Below are 19,931 nucleotides of genomic sequence, written 5' to 3'. Positions count from 1 at the left end.
TCAGAACAGTCCGCCGAGGAAATTGTCGACGGCGGCCTGCTCCTGACGCTTGCCCGCCGACTCGTCGCCGGTGAGATACGTGCTCATCTTGACCTTGTTGCTCGAGAGCTGCGCCTGGGTGACGTACCGCAGCGATGCGGGCACCACGACGCTCTCGTCCACCAGGCGCTGGCTCATGAGGATCGGGCGGTTGAAGCCGCGCGCCGGGATCGCGAGCGACTTGCGCAGCGATGATGCGAGTGCGGCGTTCGACGCGAGCGGCTTCGAGACCAGGTCGGCCAGCTGCGTGCCGCCGATCTCTTTGATCAGCGCCGAAGTGCACAGCTTCTGAGCCTTCTGGACCAGGGCTTCGCCGCGCGGGGTGAGGATCGTGCCCAGGTCCTCGGTGCTCTGAGAAGCCAGGGTGTAGAGGACGTCGGCCACCACGGCCGTCGGTACCGCCGAGGACGACGGACTCAGGCCGGCGACCACGTCGTCGTAGCCGGCCGGAATGCTGGTCGCGGCGGCGCCGCGGAAGTCGAGCTCACCGGTCTGCCACGCGGTCGCGTTGCGGGCCAGCGACGTGGCGGCTGCGGCGCCCTGCGTGGAGCCGACCACCGCCCACTTCGGCGACAGCGAGGACGAGCCCACGTCGGCTCCGGCACGGACCGCGTCGACGATGTTGTGCGCGGTCGCGTCGACGTCGGAGTACTGCGGTGAACCCGGCGCGCCGACGGCCGCGTAGTCGGGGGCGATGACGGCGTAGCCGCGACCGAGCAGATGGCTGAGCGTCGAGCGGTCGTCGGCATCGCGCTTGGCCGACGGGGCACATGAATCGTTCCAGCCGTCGGAGCCGTGGGCCCAGACGACGACCGGCCAGCCGGCCGCCGGCGCCTTGCCCCGGGGCTCGAGCAGCACAGCCGTGGACAGATGCAGACGCTCGTCGGCGCCGATGGACCAGTAGCTGTACTGCTGGCCGGCGGCGGCACCCGGCACCAGCGCCCGGCCGTCGATGGTCCGGTTGGCGAACACCGATCCCGCGGTCTGGCCGCCGGTGGGGGCCGGGGCGTCCTCCGGATCGGCGACGGCGAGTGCGCCGGTGACGCCGCCGACCGTCAGCGCGGCTGCCGCGGCGGTCACGACGAGGGTGCGGGCGAGCCGCTTCCGGGCGGTGATCATTATTCGGTCCTTTACGACGGGCCGCCGGGCTGCGGCGGAGTGAGAGAGTGCCGGTGCGGCCGGCACAGTAGGGATCGGCGTCAGTCCTGAACTGGTCAGTTCTGGACTGTGCCGAGCGCGGGCAGGAAGAAGCAGGTGCGGCCGGCGGTGGTCGTGGTGCCGAAGACCGCCGAGAGGATGTGGCCCTTACCGGTGTCGACGCGGGCCAGACGGACGCCGTGGAAGTTCTCGGTGTCGGTGAGCAACTGCTTGAGCGGTCCGGCGGACGCCGCCTCCGACAGCGGCTTCAGATCGGCCAGGCCGCCCTTCGTCGTGGTGGTGTTGAACCACGCGACGCGGAACTGGTCCGAGTCGGGCTTGCCGGGCGGCACCAGTGCGAAGGCCGTCTGATCCTCACCGATCGCCGTCAGCAGTTCCTTGCTGTCGGCGGGCAACAGCGAGGTGAGCGCAGTGAGCACCCCGGTGCGGTCGGCGGCGACGGTGGGCCACGGGCCGGGTGCCGCCAGAACCGGGGCGGTGGTGAGTCCGAGCGGGTTGTCGGGGGTGGGCTCGGCGCACAGCGGAGCCACGGCGGGGGACAGCAGGGACGTTCCGGTGACCCTCTGCAGCACGGTCAGCACGTCGGCAGCGGGAGCCGGTGCGGGCGCCGCGGGGACGGTGGCTGCGACCGGGGCGGGCGTCTGCGGGTCGCTCTGTCCGAGCTTGCCCAGACCGAGCTTCTCGAGGCCGGCGCCGTCGAGACCGATGCCGTTGAGAACACTCGCGCTGTCCAGGTACTTCGACAGATCCAGCCGGCCGTCCGAGGAGAGGATGGCGGTGATCGCCTCGACGGCCTTCTCGTCGCCGCCGGTGGCCTTGAGCTTGCGCAGGAGATCGGCGAGCGCGGCGTCGCCCGGAATCGTCGGCAGGGTGCGCACCTGATCGGCCTGCGGTGCGGCCGTCTGCGGTGCGGTGGAGTCGGGTGCCGACGGTGCCGTGGAGTCGGGGACTGTGCTCTGCGGGGCGCTCGTCTCGGGGACGGCGGTGCCCGGAGTGCTCGCCTCGGGCGACGGTGCCGCCGGATCGGCCCCGGCGGCGGCCGGCACAGCGAGTGCTGCGGCGGCGACTGCGAGCCCGGCGATGCCGAACCGCATCGATCGGTACGTGCGTGGACTCACTGGCTTACCTCCACAACTGCGCAACGGCCACGGCGGTCGTGACCGCTGTGGCTGATGTGACTAAAGTTTCTTAAGTTAATAATGAGAATCAACCGCTGGATTTCTCAAGGAGCGAGTCCGAGTCGTTACCTGGATGCGACCCTTTGGAGATGTCGGAGCCGTTGCGCCACAAAGCTTTTCGTTGCCATAGCGATGTCCGTCACAAGTTGCGGCGGCGTCCCCGAAACCGATCAGAGCCCCGGACCTCCGATGGTCCAGGGCTCTGATCGAACTCGGGTCGAGGGGCTCAGATGATCGCGGTACCGATCGTCGGAGCGATCATGCATGAGACGTTCTTGCCCTTGATCTTCGTCGTCACGGTTCCGTAGATCGTCGACACGATCCGGCCGCGGCCGGTGTTGGCGATGCCGGTGAACGTGCCGGGGCCCTTGGTGGCGTTGATCTTCGGATTGGGCAGCAGCGCCTGCTGTCCGGTGCGGCCGTTGTCGATGTTGAGCCAGGTGACGAAGAGCTTCTGAGACGACTTCACCGCGGGTCCGGTGCCGAGGCTGGTGTAGACGTAGCCGGCCTGGCCGCGCTTCGGGCCGGGTGCCGGTGCGGCCTGCGGTCCGGCCGTCACCAGGGCCATGCCGACCGAATTGCCGCCGCCGGGCATGCAGCCGAAGCCCAGGGTCGGATACAGGAACTGCTGGATCCGCGGCTTGCCGGGGCCGGTGGGGATGTCGGGCGCGTCGCTCTTCTTCTTCTCGGCCGCGGGGGTCGCCTCGAGCGACAGGGTCTTCGCGGCCTCCTTGGCCCCGGGCTCGCCCAGGAAATCAATCAGCGAGCGCCAGACGTCCTGCGCCTCGGCGGGTACGGCCGGGTTGTCGGCCAGCTTGCGGACCTGGGCCAGGAGCTCGGTGTTGACCTTGCCGTCGGAGTCGCGGGTGGCGGCGGAGCCGATCAGGGCCGGAGTCAGTGCCCCGAGGGATTCGAGGACCTTGGGCTCCACGGTGGGCGCGTGAGCGGCGTCCGGGATCGGAAGCTCCTGCTGCGCGGCCGGAGCGTCCTTCGCGGGCTCGGCCGATGCGGTCGACGGGACGAGCAGAGCGGGGGCGATGACTGCTGCCGCAGCGACGGCTGCGGCGGTGCGGCGGGAGCGCGCGAGTCGCACGGCTGAATCCTCTTCGGTCGACGAACAGTTGTCTAGTGAGGCGAGTGTAGCCACAATCCCATGAAACTACTGAGACGTGTGTGAAAATTGTTACACAAGAGGTTGGAGGGGTTTTGGCTGCGGATGCCCTCCGAATGCGGATACGCACCGTCAACTGGTTAGATTCGCCTCAGGTGACCAACAACTGGCCCGCAGGCGAAATCTGTGGGCTTCTCTATCGAGGGGACGTGGGTTAGCAGATGGCCTTCTTCGGCAACGCGCGCTTCGGCAGCGCGCGGCGCAACCGCGCCGTCGTGGCGGCGGCACTGGCAGCCGTGCTGGTGGCGACGTCGGCGTGTACCTCCGGATCGGGTGGTGCCGACGAGGTGACGTTGTTGACGCACGACTCGTTCGAACTGCCGCAGAACCTGATCGACCGGTTCGAGAAGCAGACCGGTACCGAACTCAAGATCGTGCGTTCGGGCGATGCCGGGCAGCTCTCCTCAGTGGTGTCGCTGACCCCGGGATCGCCCAAGGGCGACGCCGTGTTCGGTATCGACAACACCTTCGCGGCCCGGCCGATCGAAGCCAAGGCGCTCGACCCCTACACCTCGCCCGCCGCGGTCGACGGCTCGGCGAAGTACGACATTCAGGGCGCGCCCGGGCAACTCACCGCCGTCGACCGGGGAGACGTGTGCCTGAACGTCGACGATGCCTGGTTCGACAAGCACGGCATCGAGGCGCCCACGTCTCTCGAGCAGCTCACGCAGCCCCGGTACCGGGACATGGCGGCTCTCCTCGACCCGTCGACGTCGTCGCCAGGGATGGGCTTCCTGCTCACCACGATCGGGCGGTTCAAGGGCGGAGTGGACGACTACTGGCGCGGCTTGGTCGACAACGGCGCCCAGATCGTCTCCGGGTGGGAAGTGGCCTACAACCAGTTGTTCAGCGCCGGCGCCGGGCACGGCGACAAGCCGATCGTGGTGTCGTACGCGTCGAGTCCGGCCGCCACGCCGGGTACCAGCGCACTGCTGAACGCGTGCTTCGCGCAGGTGGAGTACATCGGCGTCCTGCGCGGTGCGGCGAACACCGCGGGTGCGCGCAAGCTCGTGGACTTCATGCTGACCCCGGAGGTGCAGGCCGCGCTGCCCACGGCCATGTACGTCTATCCGGTGCAGAAAGACATCCCGCTGCCCGCCGACTGGCGGCAGCGTGCGCCGATGCCCGCGTGGACCGTCACGATGTCGCCGGAGTACATCGACGCACACCGTGAACAGTGGCTGAACGAGTGGCGCGCCACGGTCAAGCGCTGACCGTGTCCGCGCCGGCGCGCCGGACCCCGGCGCCGATTCGCCGCACGTCGACGGCCGCTCGGGTCGCGACGGTCGTGCCCGCGGCGTTCATCGTGGTCATGTTCGTATGGCCGCTGGTCACCCTGGCCCGGCGGGCGGTGGCCGATGACGACGGTGCGGGCTTCTGGCAGTTGATCGACCGTACGGCTGGCTGGCATCTGCTGGCGGTCACCCTCGCCCAGGCGGCGGCGTCGGCGGTCCTGACAGTGCTGATCGCGGCGCCGATCGTGTGGCTCGTGGCCACCGTGGACCTGCCGGGCACGGCGATCCTCCGGGTGATCGTGACGGTCCCGTTCGTCCTGCCGACGGTGGTGGTGGGGGTGGCCTTCCGGGCGCTGCTGACCGGGCCGCTCGGCTTCCTCGGCGTCACCGACGGGTGGGCGGCGATCCTGCCCGCCCACATCTTCCTCAACGTGGCGGTCGTCGTCCGTGTCGTCAGCGCCGCCTGGCAGCAGATCGACCCGAGGACCGTCGAGGCCGCGCGAACCCTGGGCGCGACCGCGCCGCGGGCCTTCTGGGACGTGGTGGTTCCGCGGATCGCGCCCGCGCTGGCCTCGGCCGCGGCGCTGGTCTTCCTGTTCTGCTCCACCAGCTTCGGCGTCGTGGTGGTCCTCGGCGGCGGCACCGCCCGGACACTGGAGACGGAGATCTACCAGCAGGCGATCGGGTACTTCCGCATCCCGGAGGCGGTGGCGCTCTCCCTCCTGCAGATCGTGGTGGTCGCCTGCGCGCTGCTGCTGACCCGAGCGGTCGGCGGATCGTCCACCGTCGGCGCCGGTACGGCTCCGGCCGCAGGCCACCGGCGACGGCCCCGCGGGATCCGCCTGCCGGCGGCCCTCCTCGCACTCGCGTGGACCGCCCTGTGGCTTCTGCTGCCCCTGGCGGCGCTGGTGCTCTCGTCGCTGCGCCCCGCGGGTGCCTGGACCCTCGACGGCTACCGCGGCCTAACCGATGGGTCCTACGGCGACTCGGCGTTGTCGGCGATGCGCTACTCCGTCACGAGCGCCGGGGGAGCGACCCTGTTGGCGGTGGTGGGCGGGCTGCTGATCGCGGTCCCGGTGACCCGCGGAGGGGGCCTGCCCGCCCGCTTCACGGCGCTGCTGGCCGTACTGCCGCTCGGTGTGAGCGCGGTGACCCTCGGATTCGGCTATCTGCTGGTGATCGGCACCCTGCCCGTTCAGGTGGTGCAGTCGCCGCTGGTGATCCCCGCCGTGCAGGCGCTGCTGGCGGTGCCGGTGGTGGCGGGGATCATGATTCCCGCGCTCTCCCAGGTGCCCGAACGGCTCCGCGACGCCGCGCGCACGCTCGGAGCACGGCCGTGGCGGGTGCTCCTGTCGGTGGATCTGCGTCTCACGGCGCGGTCGCTGTGCGCCGCGGCCGGTTTCGCCTTCGTGATGGCGATCGGCGAGTTCGGTGCCACCACCTTCCTCGCCCGCGCCGACACCACCACCCTGCCGGTGCTCATCGGATCGCTCATGAGCCGCCCCGGAACCGCGAACCTCGCCACGGCGATGGCCGCATCGGTGCTGCTGGTGGCGGTCAGTGCCGCGGTGATCGCGGCGATAGAGGCCATCGTCGGGACGCGCTCACGCACGGACGGAGAGGGATAGATGCTGACCGTGGAGGGAGCGACCGTCCGGTACGGGCGATTCGAGGCGCTGGCCGGTGTGCAGTGGTCCGTGGGCACCGGAGAGTCCACGGTGACCGCTCTCCTCGGTCGCTCGGGCTGCGGCAAGTCGACGTTGTTGCGCGCGGTGGCCGGCCTCGAACCGCTGGCAGCCGGATCGATCTGCTGGGACGGTGTCGATCTGGCGACGACGGCACCGCATCGCCGCGACTTCGGCGTCGTCTTTCAGGACGGTCAACTGTTCCCCGGCCGTACGGTGGCGCAGAACATCGCCTACGGTCTCGCTCGGCGCCGTGTCCGCGGCCGCGCCGCGGCCGATCGGGTCGCGGAGATGCTGAGGCTGGTGCAACTCGACGGATTCGGCGATCGGCCGGTGTCGGCGCTCTCCGGCGGTCAGGCGCAGCGGGTGGCGCTGGCGCGGGCGCTGGCCCCGCGACCGCGGCTGCTGCTGCTCGACGAGCCGCTGGCCGCGCTCGACTCGCAACTCCGCGAATCCCTCGCCGAAGCGATCGGCGACATCGTGCGCCGCGCGGGCACACCGACGGTCCTCGTGACACACGACCACCGCGAGGCGGCGCTGGTGGCCGACAGCGTGTCGGTGATGCGCGACGGCGACATCGTCCAGACCGACACGGCGTCGCGGCTGTGGCGCCGGCCGGTGGACGAAGAGACCGCACGGTTCCTCGGCGCCCGGGCCAGTGTCCCGGGCACCGTCCGGGACGGTGTTCTGACGACCGCGCTCGGCGACGCGAGGCTGACCGGCAGCGCGGACTTCGGCGAACTGCGAGACGGCCCCTGCACGGTGGCTCTGCGTCCGGAGGCCGTCAGCGTCCGACCGGATCCGGAGGGCGATGCGGTGGTGGAGCACGCGGCGGCGCTGGTCGCCGGATGGCGCGTCCGCATCCGGATGGGCGACGAGGTCTTCGAATGCGTCTGCGATCGGCCGGTGCGCCCGGGAGCGCGGGTACGGCCGACCCTGGAGCCCGGCGCGGTGGCGGTGATCGGACGATGACCGGCGATGTCCTGGTGGTCGCGGGCGCGGTCCTCCACCGATCGCGGGTGCTCCTGGCGCAGCGCGACTATCCGGCCGAGGTGGCCGGTCTCTGGGAGCTGCCGGGCGGCAAGGTGGAATCGGGCGAGACGCCCACGCAGGCGCTCATTCGTGAACTGTGTGAGGAACTCGACGTTCGGGTTTCTGTCGGGGCGCCGCTGGCCGACGTCGTGACACCGCGCGAGGGGCTGAAGTTGGTCGCGCACCGTGCCCGGATCGTCTCCGGGACACCGCGCGCGGTGGAGCATCGCGCCATCGCGTGGGTCGACGCGCACCGGCTGGCGGAGCTGGACCGCAGTGGTCAGATCGTGCCCAATGACATCGGCTGGATCCGGGAACTCACCGCAGAACTGCAGGTCAGGCCGCTCTAGCCTTCTTGAGTGCCTTGTTGGCCTGCTTCTTCGACAGGTGATCGCAGTCGATCTTCTTCATCCGATGGATGACGACCGGGCAACGGAGGCAGCGCGTCGATTTCTTGCAGCACTTCTTCTTCGGCTTGAGCTGCGCCACCTTCGCCGGCGAGGTCTTTCCCATAGCAAGACTTTAGCGCAGCCTAACCATATTCACGCAAGCTCTCGTCGCGACCTCGGCTGAGGTTGCCGTACCCTTAACGGGTTGATCTGGCGCGGCCGAACAGGAGTCGCTCCGCAGATCGAGTGACCGGCTCCGCCATCGGCCGCCGGATACCGCACCTGAACAGATACGAAAGAGACCTTAGTGAGCGCAGTCACCAACTTCCGCAACGTCGCGATCGTGGCGCACGTCGACCACGGCAAGACCACACTGGTCGACGCGATGCTGCGTCAGTCCGGAGTGTTCGGCGAACGTGCCGAACTGGTGGACCGCGTCATGGACTCCGGCGACCTGGAGCGCGAGAAGGGCATCACCATTCTCGCCAAGAACACCGCCGTGCACCGTCGTCAGCCCGACGGCAGCGAGTACGTCATCAACGTCATCGACACCCCCGGTCACGCCGACTTCGGCGGCGAGGTGGAACGCGCGCTCTCGATGGTCGACGGCGTGGTGCTGCTGGTGGACGCCTCCGAGGGGCCGCTGCCGCAGACGCGTTTCGTCCTGCGCAAGGCGCTCGCGGCGTCGCTGCCGGTGATCCTGGTGGTCAACAAGACCGACCGACCCGACGCCCGGATCGGTGAGATCGTCAGCGAATCGCAGGACCTGCTCCTCGACCTCGCCTCCGACCTCGACGACGAGGCCGCTGAGGCCGCGGAGCTGGCGCTGGACCTGCCGGTGCTGTTCGCATCGGGCCGCGCGGGTGTGGCGAGCACCGACATGCCGGAGAACGGCACCGTTCCGGCGGGAGACAACCTCGACCCGCTGTTCGACGTCCTGATCAACAACGTCCCGGCGCCGAAGGGCGACCAGGACGCTCCGCTGCAGGCGCATGTCACCAACCTCGACGCATCGCCGTTCCTCGGTCGTCTCGGCCTGGTCCGCATCCACAACGGCACCCTCCGCAAGGGTCAGCAGGTGGCCTGGATGCGTGAGGTCGACGGCGAGCAGGTCGTCGAGCGCGCCAAGATCACCGAGCTGCTGGTGACTCTCGGCGTCGACCGCGCACCGGCCGAGGAAGCCGTGGCCGGCGACATCGTCGCCGTCGCGGGCATGTCGGAGATCATGATCGGCGACACTCTCGCCGACCCCGAGAACCCGGTCGCACTGCCGCGCATCACCGTCGACGAGCCCGCCATCTCGGCGATCGTCGGCACCAACACCTCGCCGCTCGCCGGCCGTGTCAAGGGTCACAAGCTGACCGCCCGCATGGTCAAGGACCGCCTCGACTCGGAGCTGATCGGCAACGTCTCGCTGCGCGTGCAGGACATCGGCCGCCCCGACGCCTGGGAGGTTCAGGGCCGTGGTGAGCTGGCGCTCGCGATCCTCGTCGAGCAGATGCGCCGTGAGGGCTTCGAATTGACCGTCGGCAAGCCGCAGGTGGTCACCCGCAAGGTCGACGGCAAGACATACGAGCCCTTCGAGCACCTCACGATCGACGTCCCCGAGGAGTACCTCGGCGCGGTTACGCAGCTGCTCGCCGCACGCAAGGGCCGGATGGACCAGATGAACAACCACGGCAGCGGCTGGGTCCGCATGGAGTTCGTGGTCCCGTCTCGCGGTCTGATCGGGTTCCGCACCGACTTCCTGACCGAGACCCGCGGCACCGGCATCGCCAATGCCGTCTTCCACGAGTACGCGCCGTGGGCCGGCGAGATCCGCGCCCGCCACACGGGTTCGTTGGTCTCCGACCGTGCGGGCACCGTGACCCCGTTCGCGATGATTCAGCTCGCCGACCGCGGCACCTTCTTCGTCGATCCCGGCGACGACACCTACGAGGGCCACGTCGTGGGAATCAACCCGCGACTGGAGGATCTCGACATCAACGTCACCCGCGAGAAGAAGCTCACCAACATGCGGCAGTCGTCGGCCGATGTCATGGAGACCCTGGCCAAGCCGATGCAGCTCGACCTCGAAGGCGCCATGGAGTTCTGTGCGGCCGACGAGTGCGTCGAGGTGACGCCCGAGGTGTGCCGGGTGCGTAAGGTCAACCTCGATGCGTCGACCCGCGCGCGTGAGCGTTCGCGTGCCAAGGCGCGCGACGCGAACGCCTGAGGGGCCTGACGCCGGACCGTCGACTGGAGGAGCGAGAGGGAGTGCGGATGAGGACCGTGCGGACGCGCATCACCGCGATCGCAGTGACGGGGCTGATCGGCCTCTCAGCGACCGCGTGCATGGCGGATCCGCCGCCGCCGGTGCGGGAGACGCTGCCGACGCACACTCCGAACGAGTACCCCGACGAACGCACCGTCACGGTCGCGACCGACAGCATCGGTTCGGGTTTCAATCCGCATCTCGGAGCCGACCAGGGAACGGTCACCACGGCGATCGCCGCGATGACCCTCCCGAGTCCGTTCGTTCCGGTGAACACCCAGGACGGCGTCCAGTGGCGGATGAACGACGCACTGCTGACCTCCGCCGAGGTCACCTCGTACGACCCGTTCACCGTCGAGTACAAGATCGTCAACGACGCCCAGTGGTCCGACGGGCTGCCGGTGACGGGCGACGACTTCCACTATCTGTGGGAGCAGATGTCCCGGCAGCCCAACGTGATCGGCCCGGCGGGCTACCGCGCGATCTCGGATGTGCAGACCTCCGGCGGCGGCAAAGTCGTCACCGTGACCTTCAACAACGCCTACCCCGCGTGGCGCGAGCTCTTCGACAATCTGCTGCCGAGCCACACGCTGCGGTCGGACCCGACCGGCTTCCAGGTCGGCATGGACAAGGGAAAGCCGGTCACGGCGGGCCCGTTCCAGATCTATTCGATCGACCGGGCCCGCGACGAGGTCCGGCTGATCCGCAACGACCGCTACTGGCGCAAGCCGCCGGAGGTGGACCAGGTGGTCCTCCGCAAGGCGGGCACGCCGCAGCAGATGGCGCAGACCATCCGCAACGGCGACTCCACTCTCGCGGCGCTGCCGAGCGGAGCGGCGTCGGCGGCCGAGCTGGGCGCCATCCCCGGGGTGGTCAGCAGCCGGCTGCCGACCACGAGGGCGCTCGCGGTGAATGCGAATTCGCGGTCGGAGACCATGCGCTCGCAGCAGGTCCGCAAGGCGGTCCTCGGGATGCTCGACGGACGGCTGATCACCGCCGCGGCGGCAGGGGAGACGGTGGTGACACCGTTCGCGAACACCGTGTACGCGCCGTCCGATCCCGGGTACACCCCGGTGGAGAGGCCACGGCCGACGCAGGATGAGGTCCTCGCCCTGCTCGCATCGGCCGGCTACCGACCGGGCGTGCCCACGCCGCGTCCGGCACCCGCCGATCCGTCGGCGTCGAGCACCGCGTCGCCGACCACCCCGGCTGCTCCCGCACCCGCCGACGTCCCGGGACTGCCCTACGGTGTCTCGCCGATTCAATCGAACGGAACCGACCTCGTGGTGCGGATCGGCGCCACCAACACCGACCAGCGCACGATGTCGGCGGCGGAGACGATGGCCGATCAGCTTCGGTCCCGGGGAGTGCGGGCCAGCGTGATCGGGATGTCGAACACCGAGCTGTACGGGCAGGCGCTCACGTCCGGCCGCGTCGATCTCGTCGTCGGATGGACCGGTGTCGGCGGCAGTCCGGCCACCGAGCTCGCCTCGCAGGTGGCCTGCCAGGCTCCGCCCAAGGGCACCGAGGCCGGTGCGCACACGGTGGAGCCCGAGCACGATCAAGCGGCCGACGAGACGGTGCTGCCGACGGTGCCCTCCGGTGCGCCGAGCAGTACTGCGAAGCCGGAGGCCAACGTTTCCGCCGACGAGAGCTACACCGGGAACATCTCCGGGCTGTGCGATCCGACGTTGATCGCGCTGGCCGACGCCGCGATGAGCTCCGAGGACCCGGCACCTCAGCTTCAGGAGGCCGAGGGGCTGCTCGCCGATCAGGCGGTGTACCTGCCGATCTTCCAGGACACGATGTTCTCCGCCGTCACCGACCGCATCTCGGGCGTCTCGCTGGACGGCCCGATGCAACTCGGTGTCTTCGGCGGAGCCGACGGATGGGTGATTCAGTGACCGAACGGGCTCGTCTGCTGCTGCTGCACGCACATCCAGACGACGAGACCATCATGACCGGGGGAGTGATCGCGACGTATCTGGCGCGCGGCGTCGACGTCCGGGTGCTCACCTTCACCCTCGGCGAGGAGGGCGAGGTGATCGGGTCGCAGTGGGCCCAACTGGTCGCTGACGGCGGCGCCGATCAGCTCGGCGGCTACCGGATCGGCGAGTTGCGAGCAGCACTGGCCGAACTCACCCCGCCCGGCGTCGTGGCGCCCCCACCGCGGTTCCTCGGCGGCGCCGGGCGCTGGCGCGACTCCGGCATGGCCGGGACGCCCTCCGCGGAGCATCCGCGGGCGCTGTTCCAGGCCTCCCTCGACGAGCTCGCCGGCCAGCTGGCCGACGAACTGGTCGCGTTCGCACCGCAGGTGATCGTCACGTACGACGCCGCGGGGACCTACGGGCACCCCGACCACAAGCGGGTGCACGAGGTGTCCGCGGCCGCGATCCCCGTCGCGGAGTCGATGCTGGGACGGCCGTTCAAGGTCTACGAGTCAGTGACGCAGCGGTCGGAGCTGGAACGCGGTCTGGCCGCCGTCAGCGAGGTCCCGGCCGGCTGGCGGATGCCCGAGCCCGGCGAATTGCCGAGCTACCCGGACGATCAGGTGACCGCCGCCGTCGACGTCCGCGAGGTGCTCCCGCGCAAGGTGCGTGCCCTCGCGGCTCATGCGACGCAGGTGAGTGTGGCGCGCTCGCGCACCGAGTACGCGCTCAGCAACAACATCGTGTCGCCGGTGCTGCCGACGGAGCACTTCATCCGCGTCGACGCGGGCCGAGTGGCTGGACGGATCGAGACCGACCTCTTCGAGGGAGTGGCGCTGTGACCATCGGAGATCGCCTGGAACTGGCCGTGCTCACGGTCAGCGGCTTCCTGCTCGGCATCCTCACCGCGGCCTTTCTGCTGATCCGGATCGGCGCCTGGCCCTTCCCGGTCACCGCGCTGATCGCCGGCGTCGCGAATGTGCTGATCCTTCGCCTCGCCGAGTCGTACACCAAGTCGGCGTGGCAGTACGCACCGCTGATCGCGTGGACCTTCGTCACCGCGATGGCGATGCTCCCGGTGTTCGGCAACGGCTCGTTGATCGGCGACTGGCGCCTGCTGCTGCTCCTGGCGTGCGGGCTGGCGGTGCCTGCCTTCTACGCCTCGACGTCGCGGGTCCGGAATCTATCCCAGTCCTGATCCGGCCCAGTGCTGATCCGGCCCAGTCCTGATCCGCTCCGGAGCCGAGCCGGTGCCCCGTTGGACGGCGGCCGCCGGGGTCGTCGAATGCGACGTGGTTAACATCGGAGAAGTGACCATATCTTCCAGCGGATCCACGGGCGCCGGACAGACGCCCCCGGCGTCGGCCATGCGTCGTGCCCTGCGCCGCGCACGTGACGGCTCGGTGCTCAACGTCGATGAGGCCGCGGTCCTGCTGGCGGCCAGGGGCGCCGACCTCGACGCACTCTGCGAGGCGGCCGGCCGCGTGCGGGACGCGGGTCTGGACGCCGACGGCCGCAGCGGCCTGATCAGCTACTCGCGCAAGGTCTTCATCCCGGTGACGCACCTGTGCCGCGATCGCTGCCATTACTGCACCTTCGTCACCGTGCCGGGAAAGCTGGCCCGCGAGGGCCGCGGCGCCTACATGGAGATCGACGAGATCGTCGAGGTGGCGCGCCGCGGCGCCGAGCTCGGCTGCAAAGAGGCGCTGTTCACCCTCGGCGACCGGCCGGAGGATCGATGGCCGGAGGCCGCCGCCTGGCTGGACGAACGCGGTTACGACTCCACTCTCGACTACGTCCGCGCGGCGGCGATCCGGGTGCTCGAGGAGACCGGGCTGCTGCCTCATCTGAATCCCGGCGTGATGAGCTGGGAGGAGATCAACCGGCTCAAGCCGGTGGCGCCGTCGATGGGCATGATGCTCGAGACCACTGCGCGCCGACTGTTCACCGACAAGGGCGAATGCCACTACGGCAGCCCGGACAAGGATCCCGAGGTCCGGCTGCGGGTCCTGACCGACGCGGGCCGCCTCTCGGTCCCGTTCACCACCGGCATCCTGGTCGGGATCGGTGAGAACCTCACCGAGCGCGCCGAGTCGATCTTCGCGATCCGGAAGTCGCACAAGGCATTCGGACACATCCAGGAAGTGATCGTCCAGAACTTCCGCGCCAAGGCCGATACGGCGATGCGCGGGGTACCGGACGCGGAGATGTCGGAGTTCCTGGCCGCCGTGGCCGTCGCCCGTCTCGTTCTCGGGCCGGGAATGCGGATTCAGGCGCCGCCCAACCTGGTGTCGGCCGACGAGTGCCGGGCACTCGTGGCCGCCGGTGTGGACGATTGGGGCGGCGTCTCGCCGCTCACCCCCGATCACGTGAATCCGGAGCGACCGTGGCCGAACTTGGACACCCTCGCCGAGATCACGGCGTCCACCGGATACCGGTTGGTGGAGCGGATCGCCGCGCAACCGAAGTACGTCAAGGCCTCGAACCCCTGGATCGATCCCCGGATCGGACGGCATGTCGCCGCCCTCGCGGATCCGGTCACCGGTCTCGCGGCCGATGTGAAACCGGTCGGGCTGCCGTGGCAGGAGCCGGACGACGACTGGGACTCGTCGGGTCGCATCGACCTCAACTCGGCGATCGACGTCGACGGCCGCAACACCGACACCCGCAGCGACATCGACAACGCGTTCGGCGACTGGGACACCATTCGCGAGCAGGTGCTGGCGCTGGGCGGAGGGACCGGGGCGCCCGAGCGCTTGGCGTCCGACGTGGCGGCGGCGCTGCGCCGGGCCGAGAACGATCCTGCCGGACTGTCGGACGACGACTACCTCGCGCTCGCCGAAGCCGATGGTCCGGGACTCGACGCGCTGGCGGCTCTGGCCGACGCCATCCGCGCGGACGTGGTCGGAGACGACGTCACCTACGTCGTGAACCGGAACATCAACTTCACCAACATCTGCTACACCGGCTGCCGGTTCTGCGCCTTCGCCCAGCGTAAGGGCGACGCGGACGCCTTCACCCTCTCGACCGCAGAAGTGGCCGACCGCGCCTGGGAGGCGCACGTGGAGGGGGCCACCGAGATCTGCATGCAGGGCGGCATCGATCCGGAGCTGCCGGTCAGCGGGTATGCCGACCTGGTGCGCGCGATCAAGGACCGCGTGCCCGGGATGCACGTACACGCGTTCAGTCCCATGGAGATCGTCAACGGCGCCTCGCGCGGCGGCGAGTCGATCCGCGACTGGCTCTCGGCGCTCAAAGAGGCCGGTCTCGGCTCGATCCCCGGCACCGCGGCCGAGATCCTCGACGACGAGGTCCGCTGGGTGCTGACCAAGGGCAAGCTCCCGACCGCATCCTGGATCGAAGTGATCACCACCGCGCACGAACTCGGCATCCCGTCGAGTTCGACGATGATGTACGGCCACGTCGACTCTCCGCGCCACTGGGTCGGCCACCTCAACACCTTGCGCGGTATCCAGGACCGCACCGGCGGATTCACCGAGTTCGTCCCGCTGCCGTTCGTGCACCAGTCGTCGCCGCTGTATCTCGCGGGCGCGTCGCGTCCGGGGCCGACGCGGCGGGAGAACCGTGCGGTCCATGCCCTCGCGCGGCTGATGCTGCACGGCCGGATCGACCACGTGCAGACCAGTTGGGTCAAACTCGGTATCGAGGGGACCCGCGTGATGCTCCGCGGCGGTGCCGACGATCTCGGCGGCACGTTGATGGAGGAGACCATCTCGCGTATGGCGGGCAGCCAGCACGGTTCGGCGAAGACGGTCGCCGAACTCCACGAGATCGTCACCGGGATCGGTCGCCGCCCGCGGCAGCGGACGACGGAGTACGGACAGGTGTCCGCGCCGCTGCTGGGAGTCGGACTGGCCTGAGCCGTCCCCGGCTCGTCAGCGACGCCCGAACAGTCGTGCCAGCAGTCCCGGCTCGTCCGGGTGGCCCGGACAGCGCTGAGATGCGGGCACACCGCGCATGACGTGGTCGACATGGCGGCCGCAGCCCTTCCACGTCGTCTTTCCGCAGGTCTTGCAGGTAGCGCGCTGGCACATGGTGATACTCCTGGGTTCGGTTCGGTTCGGATGTGGTGGGTGTCTCGTGAGGCCGGTCAGGCGCTCTGGCTCGCCCGCAGGGTGAGCAGGCCGCCCGACAGGTTCGCGGACGGCAGGCCCGCGGCGCGCAGCACGCGGTACGCGAGATACGACCGCATGCCGCTGGCACAGAGCACCCTGATCGGCCGTCCGGCAGCGGTCGCACGGATCTCGTCGAGACGCTCTCGGACCTGCGTGTGCGGGATGCACAGTGCGCCCGGAACGGGATTCTCGGACTGCTCGTCGGCTCCGCGGACATCGAGCAGCAGGTGGCCCGGTTCGTCGATCTGGTCGGCGTACCACAGCTCCAGGGAGCCGTTCACGACGTTCTCGGCGATCATTCCCGCGAGGTTCACCGGATCCTTCGCCGAGCCGAAGGGCGGCGCGTACGCGAGGTCGAGGTCGATCAGGTCGGGACCGGTGAGCCGGGTGCGGATGGCGGTCGCGAGCACGTCGATGCGCTTGTCGACGCCGTCGGCACCCACCGCCTGAGCGCCCAGGATGAGGCCGTCGTCGGACCGGATGTGCATCAGCAGGTGAATCTGTTCGGCGCCGGGGAAGTAGCCGGCGTGGCTTCCCGGATGGAGGTGGACCGTGCGGTAGTCGATGCCCGACCGGTCGAGTGCCGCGCGATTGGCCCCTGTCATCGCGGCGGTGAGCCGGCCGACGCGGACGATCGCGGTGCCCACCGGCTGGGGAATCGCACGTGCTCGATCGGGGTCGAGGATGTGGTCGGCGACCAGGCGACCCGCACGGTTGGCGGGGCCGGCGAGGGCGACCGGCCGGCGCAGTCCGGTGACGGCGTCGGTGCTCACCGTCGCGTCGCCCACGGCCCAGATGCGGTCCAGATTGGTCCGGCCGTGCTCGTCGACGATGATCGCGCCGCGGTCGCAGGCCACTCCCGCGGTCTCGAAGACCTCGGTGTCGGGGCGGACGCCGACGGACAGCACCACGATGTCGGCGTCGAGCCGGGATCCGTCCGCGAGGACCACGGTGTCGGCCTCGTCGCCGTGTTCGATCGCGGTGGCGCCGATCCCCGCGTGCACGGTGACGCCCATCGCGCGGAGTTCGTCGTGCACCCCAGCGGCCAGTTCGCTCTCGAGCGGAGGAAGAACGTGTGATGCCAGTTCCACGACGTCCACGCGCAGCCCGCGCATCCGCAGGCCTTCGGCGGCTTCGAGTCCGATGAACCCGGCGCCGAGGACCACGGCGCGGGCGGCCCCGGACTCCACCTCGTCGCGCATCCGCGCGGCGTCGCCGACGGTACGCAGCGTTTGAACACGGGACGAGTCGAGACCCGGCAGCGGGGGCCGCAGGGCTTTCGCGCCGGGGGAGAGGATCAGCGCGTCGTAGTTCCAGACGGTGGTCGTGCCGTTGTGGCGAACCTGCACCGTCCGTTCCCGAGGGTCGAGGCCGATCACCTCGTGCCGGACGTGCACGTCGATGTCCAGGGCACTCTTCAGAGATTCGGGCGTCTGGACCAGGAGGGAGTCCTCGTCCTCGATCTCCCCGCTGACGTAGTACGGGAGGCCGCAGTTGGCGAACGACGGATGATCGCCGCGCTCGAAGACGACGATCTCGGCGTCCTCGTCGCGGCGCCGGGCCCGTGCCGCTGCGCTCATCCCTCCGGCGACGCCGCCGACGATCAGAATTCTCACCGTGCACTCCTTCGTGTCCCTGGTACCCCCTGGGGTATGCGGACGATCATACCCCAGGGGGTATGTAATCGGCGGTGGCGACGGTCACGATGGGGCGGTCCTGCGGCGCAAGGGCGGTGGGGTCGCGCTGCAGGTCGCCGGTTTTCATCAGCGTGCGCAAAATTCTGTGCAGGTGACGCGGATGCGGGTGCCGAGTGCCGGGGTCGACGATCGGAGGTGAAGTGCGACAGTGGATACTCTTAGAGTCGACACGATTCCTCTGCGCTCATCAGCCCTGAGTGCGGGGTGGGAAACGTGCAGTGAAGGAGAAGCGTAGTGACGTACATCATCGCTGAGCCCTGCGTCGATGTCCTCGACCGGGCCTGTGTTGAAGAGTGCCCGGTGGATTGCATCTACGAGGGCGGGCGCATGCTCTACATCCAGCCCGACGAGTGCGTCGACTGCGGTGCGTGTGAGCCCGTCTGCCCGGTGGAGGCCATCTTCTACGAAGACGACGTGCCCGACGAATGGGAGCCGTACGTGAGCGCCAACGTCGACTTCTTCGAAGAACTCGGATCGCCCGGCGGTGCCAGCAAGGTCGGCAAGACCGCGTTCGACCCGGCATTCGTCAAGGCACTGCCGCCGATGGGCGAAGAGGGCTGATCGACCGGTGAGTGCCGCGCCCGGTTCCAGCAGCCTGCCGACCAGTCGTCTGCGGCCGGTGAGTTCCGGTCTGCCCGACTTCCCGTGGGACACCATCGCGGATGCGAAGGCCGCGGCCGCGGCGCACCCGGACGGGATCGTCGATCTGTCCGTCGGCACCCCCGTCGACCCGGTGGATCCGGTGATCCGGGACGCGCTCGCCGCGTCGTCCGAGTTTCCGGGGTATCCCGCGACGGTCGGCACACGTGAGCTCCGCGACGCGGCGGTCGGCGCACTCAGCCGCCGCTTCGGCATCACCGGCCTCGACGAGTCGTCGATCCTGCCGGTGATCGGCACCAAAGAGGTGATCGCGGGGTTCCCGGCCCAGATCGGCGTGCCCGCGGGCGACCTCGTGGTGATTCCGGAGGTCGCGTACCCGACGTACGAGGTGGGTGCGCTCCTGGCCGGTGCGCAGGTGCTGCGCGCGGACACCGTCGACGCGATCGGCGACCGCGAGCCCGCGCTGATCTACCTGAACAGTCCGTCGAATCCCACCGGTCGCGTGCAGAGTGCGGCGGAGCTCAAGGTCATCATCGACTGGGCGCGCGAGCGCGGCGCCGTCGTCGTGTCGGACGAGTGCTACCTCGGTCTCACCTGGGAGGGGTCGGCCCACTCCGTTCTCCACCCCGAGGTCTGCGGCGGCGACCATCGCGGCCTGATCGCCGTGCACTCGCTGTCGAAGGTGTCGAACCTGGCGTCGTATCGGGCCGGTTTCCTGGCGGGCGATCGCGAGTTGATCGCCGAACTCCTCTCGGTGCGCAAGCACGCAGGCATGATCGTCCCGTTCCCGATCCAGGGAGCGACGGTGGCCGCGCTGAACGACGACGTGCACGTCGACGCTCAGCGCGAGCGCTACCGTGTCCGTCGCGACAAGCTGCGAACCGCTCTGCTCGGCGCGGGCTTCTCCATCGACCACTCCGAGGCGGGTCTGTATCTGTGGGCGACGCGCGGCGAGGACTCCCGCACCTCCCAGCGCTGGCTCGCCGAGCGCGGCATCCTCGTGGCACCCGGCGACTTCTACGGTCCCGCCGGAGCCCAGCACGTCCGCATGGCGCTGACCGGCACCGACGAGCGCATCGACGCCGCCGTGGAGCGCCTCTCGTAGGATTCGCCGCGGACTGCATGGATCAGCCGCCTTGCCAGGCCAGTCGGGCATGGGTCGGCAACTTCTCCCACGCTAGTCGAGTAGCCGCGGCGCCCAGCGCCGCGGCGTATCGAGACAACCACCCACGATCACCGCAGACCCTTCGAGAACGCGCTCTCGAATTCCCCGACCCGACATGAACAGCATTGCCGCAGGCGAGCCGACAGTCACTTCTCTCCCCGTCGGCCGCAGTCTCCAGGGACTGAGCTCGCATGCGAATCCCCGATACGCGCAGACTGCTTGCACAACTGTCTGGGCTGTATCGGGGATTCGCACGCGGTGGCC

17 protein-coding genes are annotated in these 19,931 nt (G+C 69.6%); 11 read left to right on the top strand and 6 right to left on the bottom strand.

Annotated features, from left to right (window positions below; genetic code table 11):
* The 3 genes from Y710_RS07640 to Y710_RS07630 form a co-directional block, all read right to left on the bottom strand.
* A complete protein-coding gene (locus Y710_RS07640; RefSeq protein WP_062367012.1) occupies positions 1 to 1,158 on the bottom strand; it encodes an alpha/beta hydrolase family protein in 1,158 nt (385 codons plus the stop codon).
* Positions 1,159 to 1,253: 95 nt separating this feature from the next.
* Positions 1,254 to 2,315: a hypothetical protein gene (locus Y710_RS07635; RefSeq protein WP_231875699.1), complete on the bottom strand. Its 1,062-nt coding sequence runs from the start codon at positions 2,313 to 2,315 to the stop codon at positions 1,254 to 1,256.
* A 286-nt stretch (positions 2,316 to 2,601) separates the two neighbouring features.
* Entirely contained in the window at positions 2,602 to 3,468 is an 867-nt protein-coding gene (locus tag Y710_RS07630) for an Rv1157c family protein (RefSeq protein WP_045540565.1), read from the bottom strand.
* 239 nt (positions 3,469 to 3,707) lie between these two features.
* Between Y710_RS07630 and Y710_RS07625 the strand changes: the two genes are divergently transcribed.
* From Y710_RS07625 to Y710_RS07610, 4 genes are read left to right on the top strand one after another with little or no spacing between them, the layout of a single operon-like run.
* The gene (locus Y710_RS07625; protein ID WP_006895828.1) at positions 3,708 to 4,760 is read left to right on the top strand and encodes a thiamine ABC transporter substrate-binding protein; all 1,053 of its coding nucleotides are present in this window, start codon (positions 3,708 to 3,710) and stop codon (positions 4,758 to 4,760) included.
* 35 nt (positions 4,761 to 4,795) lie between these two features.
* On the top strand, positions 4,796 to 6,409 hold the full coding sequence (locus tag Y710_RS07620) for an ABC transporter permease (RefSeq protein WP_231650333.1): 1,614 nt from the start codon (positions 4,796 to 4,798) through the stop codon (positions 6,407 to 6,409).
* Positions 6,410 to 7,438 (top strand): ABC transporter ATP-binding protein, encoded by a 1,029-nt coding sequence (locus tag Y710_RS07615; RefSeq protein WP_062367008.1) that lies wholly within the window; start codon positions 6,410 to 6,412, stop codon positions 7,436 to 7,438.
* A complete protein-coding gene (locus tag Y710_RS07610) occupies positions 7,435 to 7,848 on the top strand; it encodes a (deoxy)nucleoside triphosphate pyrophosphohydrolase (RefSeq protein WP_045538233.1) in 414 nt (137 codons plus the stop codon). Before Y710_RS07615 ends, Y710_RS07610 begins: the two co-directional genes overlap by 4 nt.
* On the opposite strand, the gene Y710_RS18920 is transcribed toward Y710_RS07610, so the two are convergent.
* Positions 7,835 to 8,011: a hypothetical protein gene (locus Y710_RS18920; RefSeq protein WP_006895834.1), complete on the bottom strand. Its 177-nt coding sequence runs from the start codon at positions 8,009 to 8,011 to the stop codon at positions 7,835 to 7,837. The genes Y710_RS07610 and Y710_RS18920 overlap by 14 nt on opposite strands.
* A 183-nt stretch (positions 8,012 to 8,194) precedes the next feature.
* Here Y710_RS18920 and typA point away from each other — a divergent pair, with 183 nt between their 5' ends.
* The 5 genes from typA to Y710_RS07585 all read left to right on the top strand — a co-directional run bounded on the left by typA (position 8,195) and on the right by Y710_RS07585 (position 15,950).
* Entirely contained in the window at positions 8,195 to 10,102 is a 1,908-nt protein-coding gene (gene typA, locus Y710_RS07605) for a translational GTPase TypA (protein ID WP_006895835.1), read from the top strand.
* A 47-nt stretch (positions 10,103 to 10,149) separates the two neighbouring features.
* On the top strand, positions 10,150 to 12,045 hold the full coding sequence (locus Y710_RS07600; protein ID WP_052692402.1) for an ABC transporter family substrate-binding protein: 1,896 nt from the start codon (positions 10,150 to 10,152) through the stop codon (positions 12,043 to 12,045).
* On the top strand, positions 12,030 to 12,911 hold the full coding sequence (gene mshB / locus Y710_RS07595) for an N-acetyl-1-D-myo-inositol-2-amino-2-deoxy-alpha-D-glucopyranoside deacetylase (protein ID WP_045538232.1): 882 nt from the start codon (positions 12,030 to 12,032) through the stop codon (positions 12,909 to 12,911). Before Y710_RS07600 ends, mshB begins: the two co-directional genes overlap by 16 nt.
* Positions 12,908 to 13,267, top strand: a complete 360-nt coding sequence (locus Y710_RS07590; RefSeq protein ID WP_045538231.1) for a hypothetical protein — start codon at positions 12,908 to 12,910, stop codon at positions 13,265 to 13,267. Before mshB ends, Y710_RS07590 begins: the two co-directional genes overlap by 4 nt.
* A gap of 112 nt (positions 13,268 to 13,379) precedes the next feature.
* On the top strand, positions 13,380 to 15,950 hold the full coding sequence (locus Y710_RS07585) for a bifunctional FO biosynthesis protein CofGH (RefSeq protein ID WP_156479422.1): 2,571 nt from the start codon (positions 13,380 to 13,382) through the stop codon (positions 15,948 to 15,950).
* Between the two features lie 15 nt (positions 15,951 to 15,965).
* Here Y710_RS07585 and Y710_RS18915 read toward each other — a convergent pair whose 3' ends face one another.
* Positions 15,966 to 16,124: a hypothetical protein gene (locus Y710_RS18915; RefSeq protein WP_197462920.1), complete on the bottom strand. Its 159-nt coding sequence runs from the start codon at positions 16,122 to 16,124 to the stop codon at positions 15,966 to 15,968.
* 56 nt (positions 16,125 to 16,180) lie between these two features.
* Entirely contained in the window at positions 16,181 to 17,821 is a 1,641-nt protein-coding gene (locus Y710_RS07580; protein WP_062367006.1) for an FAD-dependent oxidoreductase, read from the bottom strand.
* 315 nt (positions 17,822 to 18,136) lie between these two features.
* On the opposite strand from Y710_RS07580, the gene fdxA reads away from it, so the two are divergent.
* Together fdxA and dapC are read left to right on the top strand one after the other, a co-directional pair.
* A complete protein-coding gene (gene fdxA, locus Y710_RS07575) occupies positions 18,137 to 18,463 on the top strand; it encodes a ferredoxin (protein WP_006895842.1) in 327 nt (108 codons plus the stop codon).
* A gap of 7 nt (positions 18,464 to 18,470) precedes the next feature.
* Entirely contained in the window at positions 18,471 to 19,607 is a 1,137-nt protein-coding gene (gene dapC, locus Y710_RS07570) for a succinyldiaminopimelate transaminase (RefSeq protein ID WP_269449338.1), read from the top strand.
* Positions 19,608 to 19,931 lie beyond the last annotated feature (324 nt).

The organism is Gordonia sp. QH-12 (genome assembly GCF_001578675.1).
Lineage (GTDB): Bacteria > Actinomycetota > Actinomycetes > Mycobacteriales > Mycobacteriaceae > Gordonia > Gordonia sihwensis.
Note: the sequence above shows the minus strand (reverse complement) of the source record. Positions and strands in the feature narration are given on the sequence as shown.

Excerpts from the sequence above, each read along its gene's own strand:
- Y710_RS07640 (WP_062367012.1), bottom strand. The coding sequence starts at position 1,158 with ATGATCACCGCCCGGAAGCGGCTCGCCCGCACCCTCGTCGTGACCGCC.
- Y710_RS07625 (WP_006895828.1), top strand. The coding sequence starts at position 3,708 with ATGGCCTTCTTCGGCAACGCGCGCTTCGGCAGCGCGCGGCGCAACCGC.
- Y710_RS07615 (WP_062367008.1), top strand. The coding sequence starts at position 6,410 with ATGCTGACCGTGGAGGGAGCGACCGTCCGGTACGGGCGATTCGAGGCG.
- Y710_RS07610 (WP_045538233.1), top strand. The coding sequence starts at position 7,435 with ATGACCGGCGATGTCCTGGTGGTCGCGGGCGCGGTCCTCCACCGATCG.
- Y710_RS18920 (WP_006895834.1), bottom strand. The coding sequence starts at position 8,011 with ATGGGAAAGACCTCGCCGGCGAAGGTGGCGCAGCTCAAGCCGAAGAAG.
- Y710_RS07600 (WP_052692402.1), top strand. The coding sequence starts at position 10,150 with ATGAGGACCGTGCGGACGCGCATCACCGCGATCGCAGTGACGGGGCTG.
- mshB (WP_045538232.1), top strand. The coding sequence starts at position 12,030 with ATGGGTGATTCAGTGACCGAACGGGCTCGTCTGCTGCTGCTGCACGCA.
- Y710_RS18915 (WP_197462920.1), bottom strand. The coding sequence starts at position 16,124 with ATGTGCCAGCGCGCTACCTGCAAGACCTGCGGAAAGACGACGTGGAAG.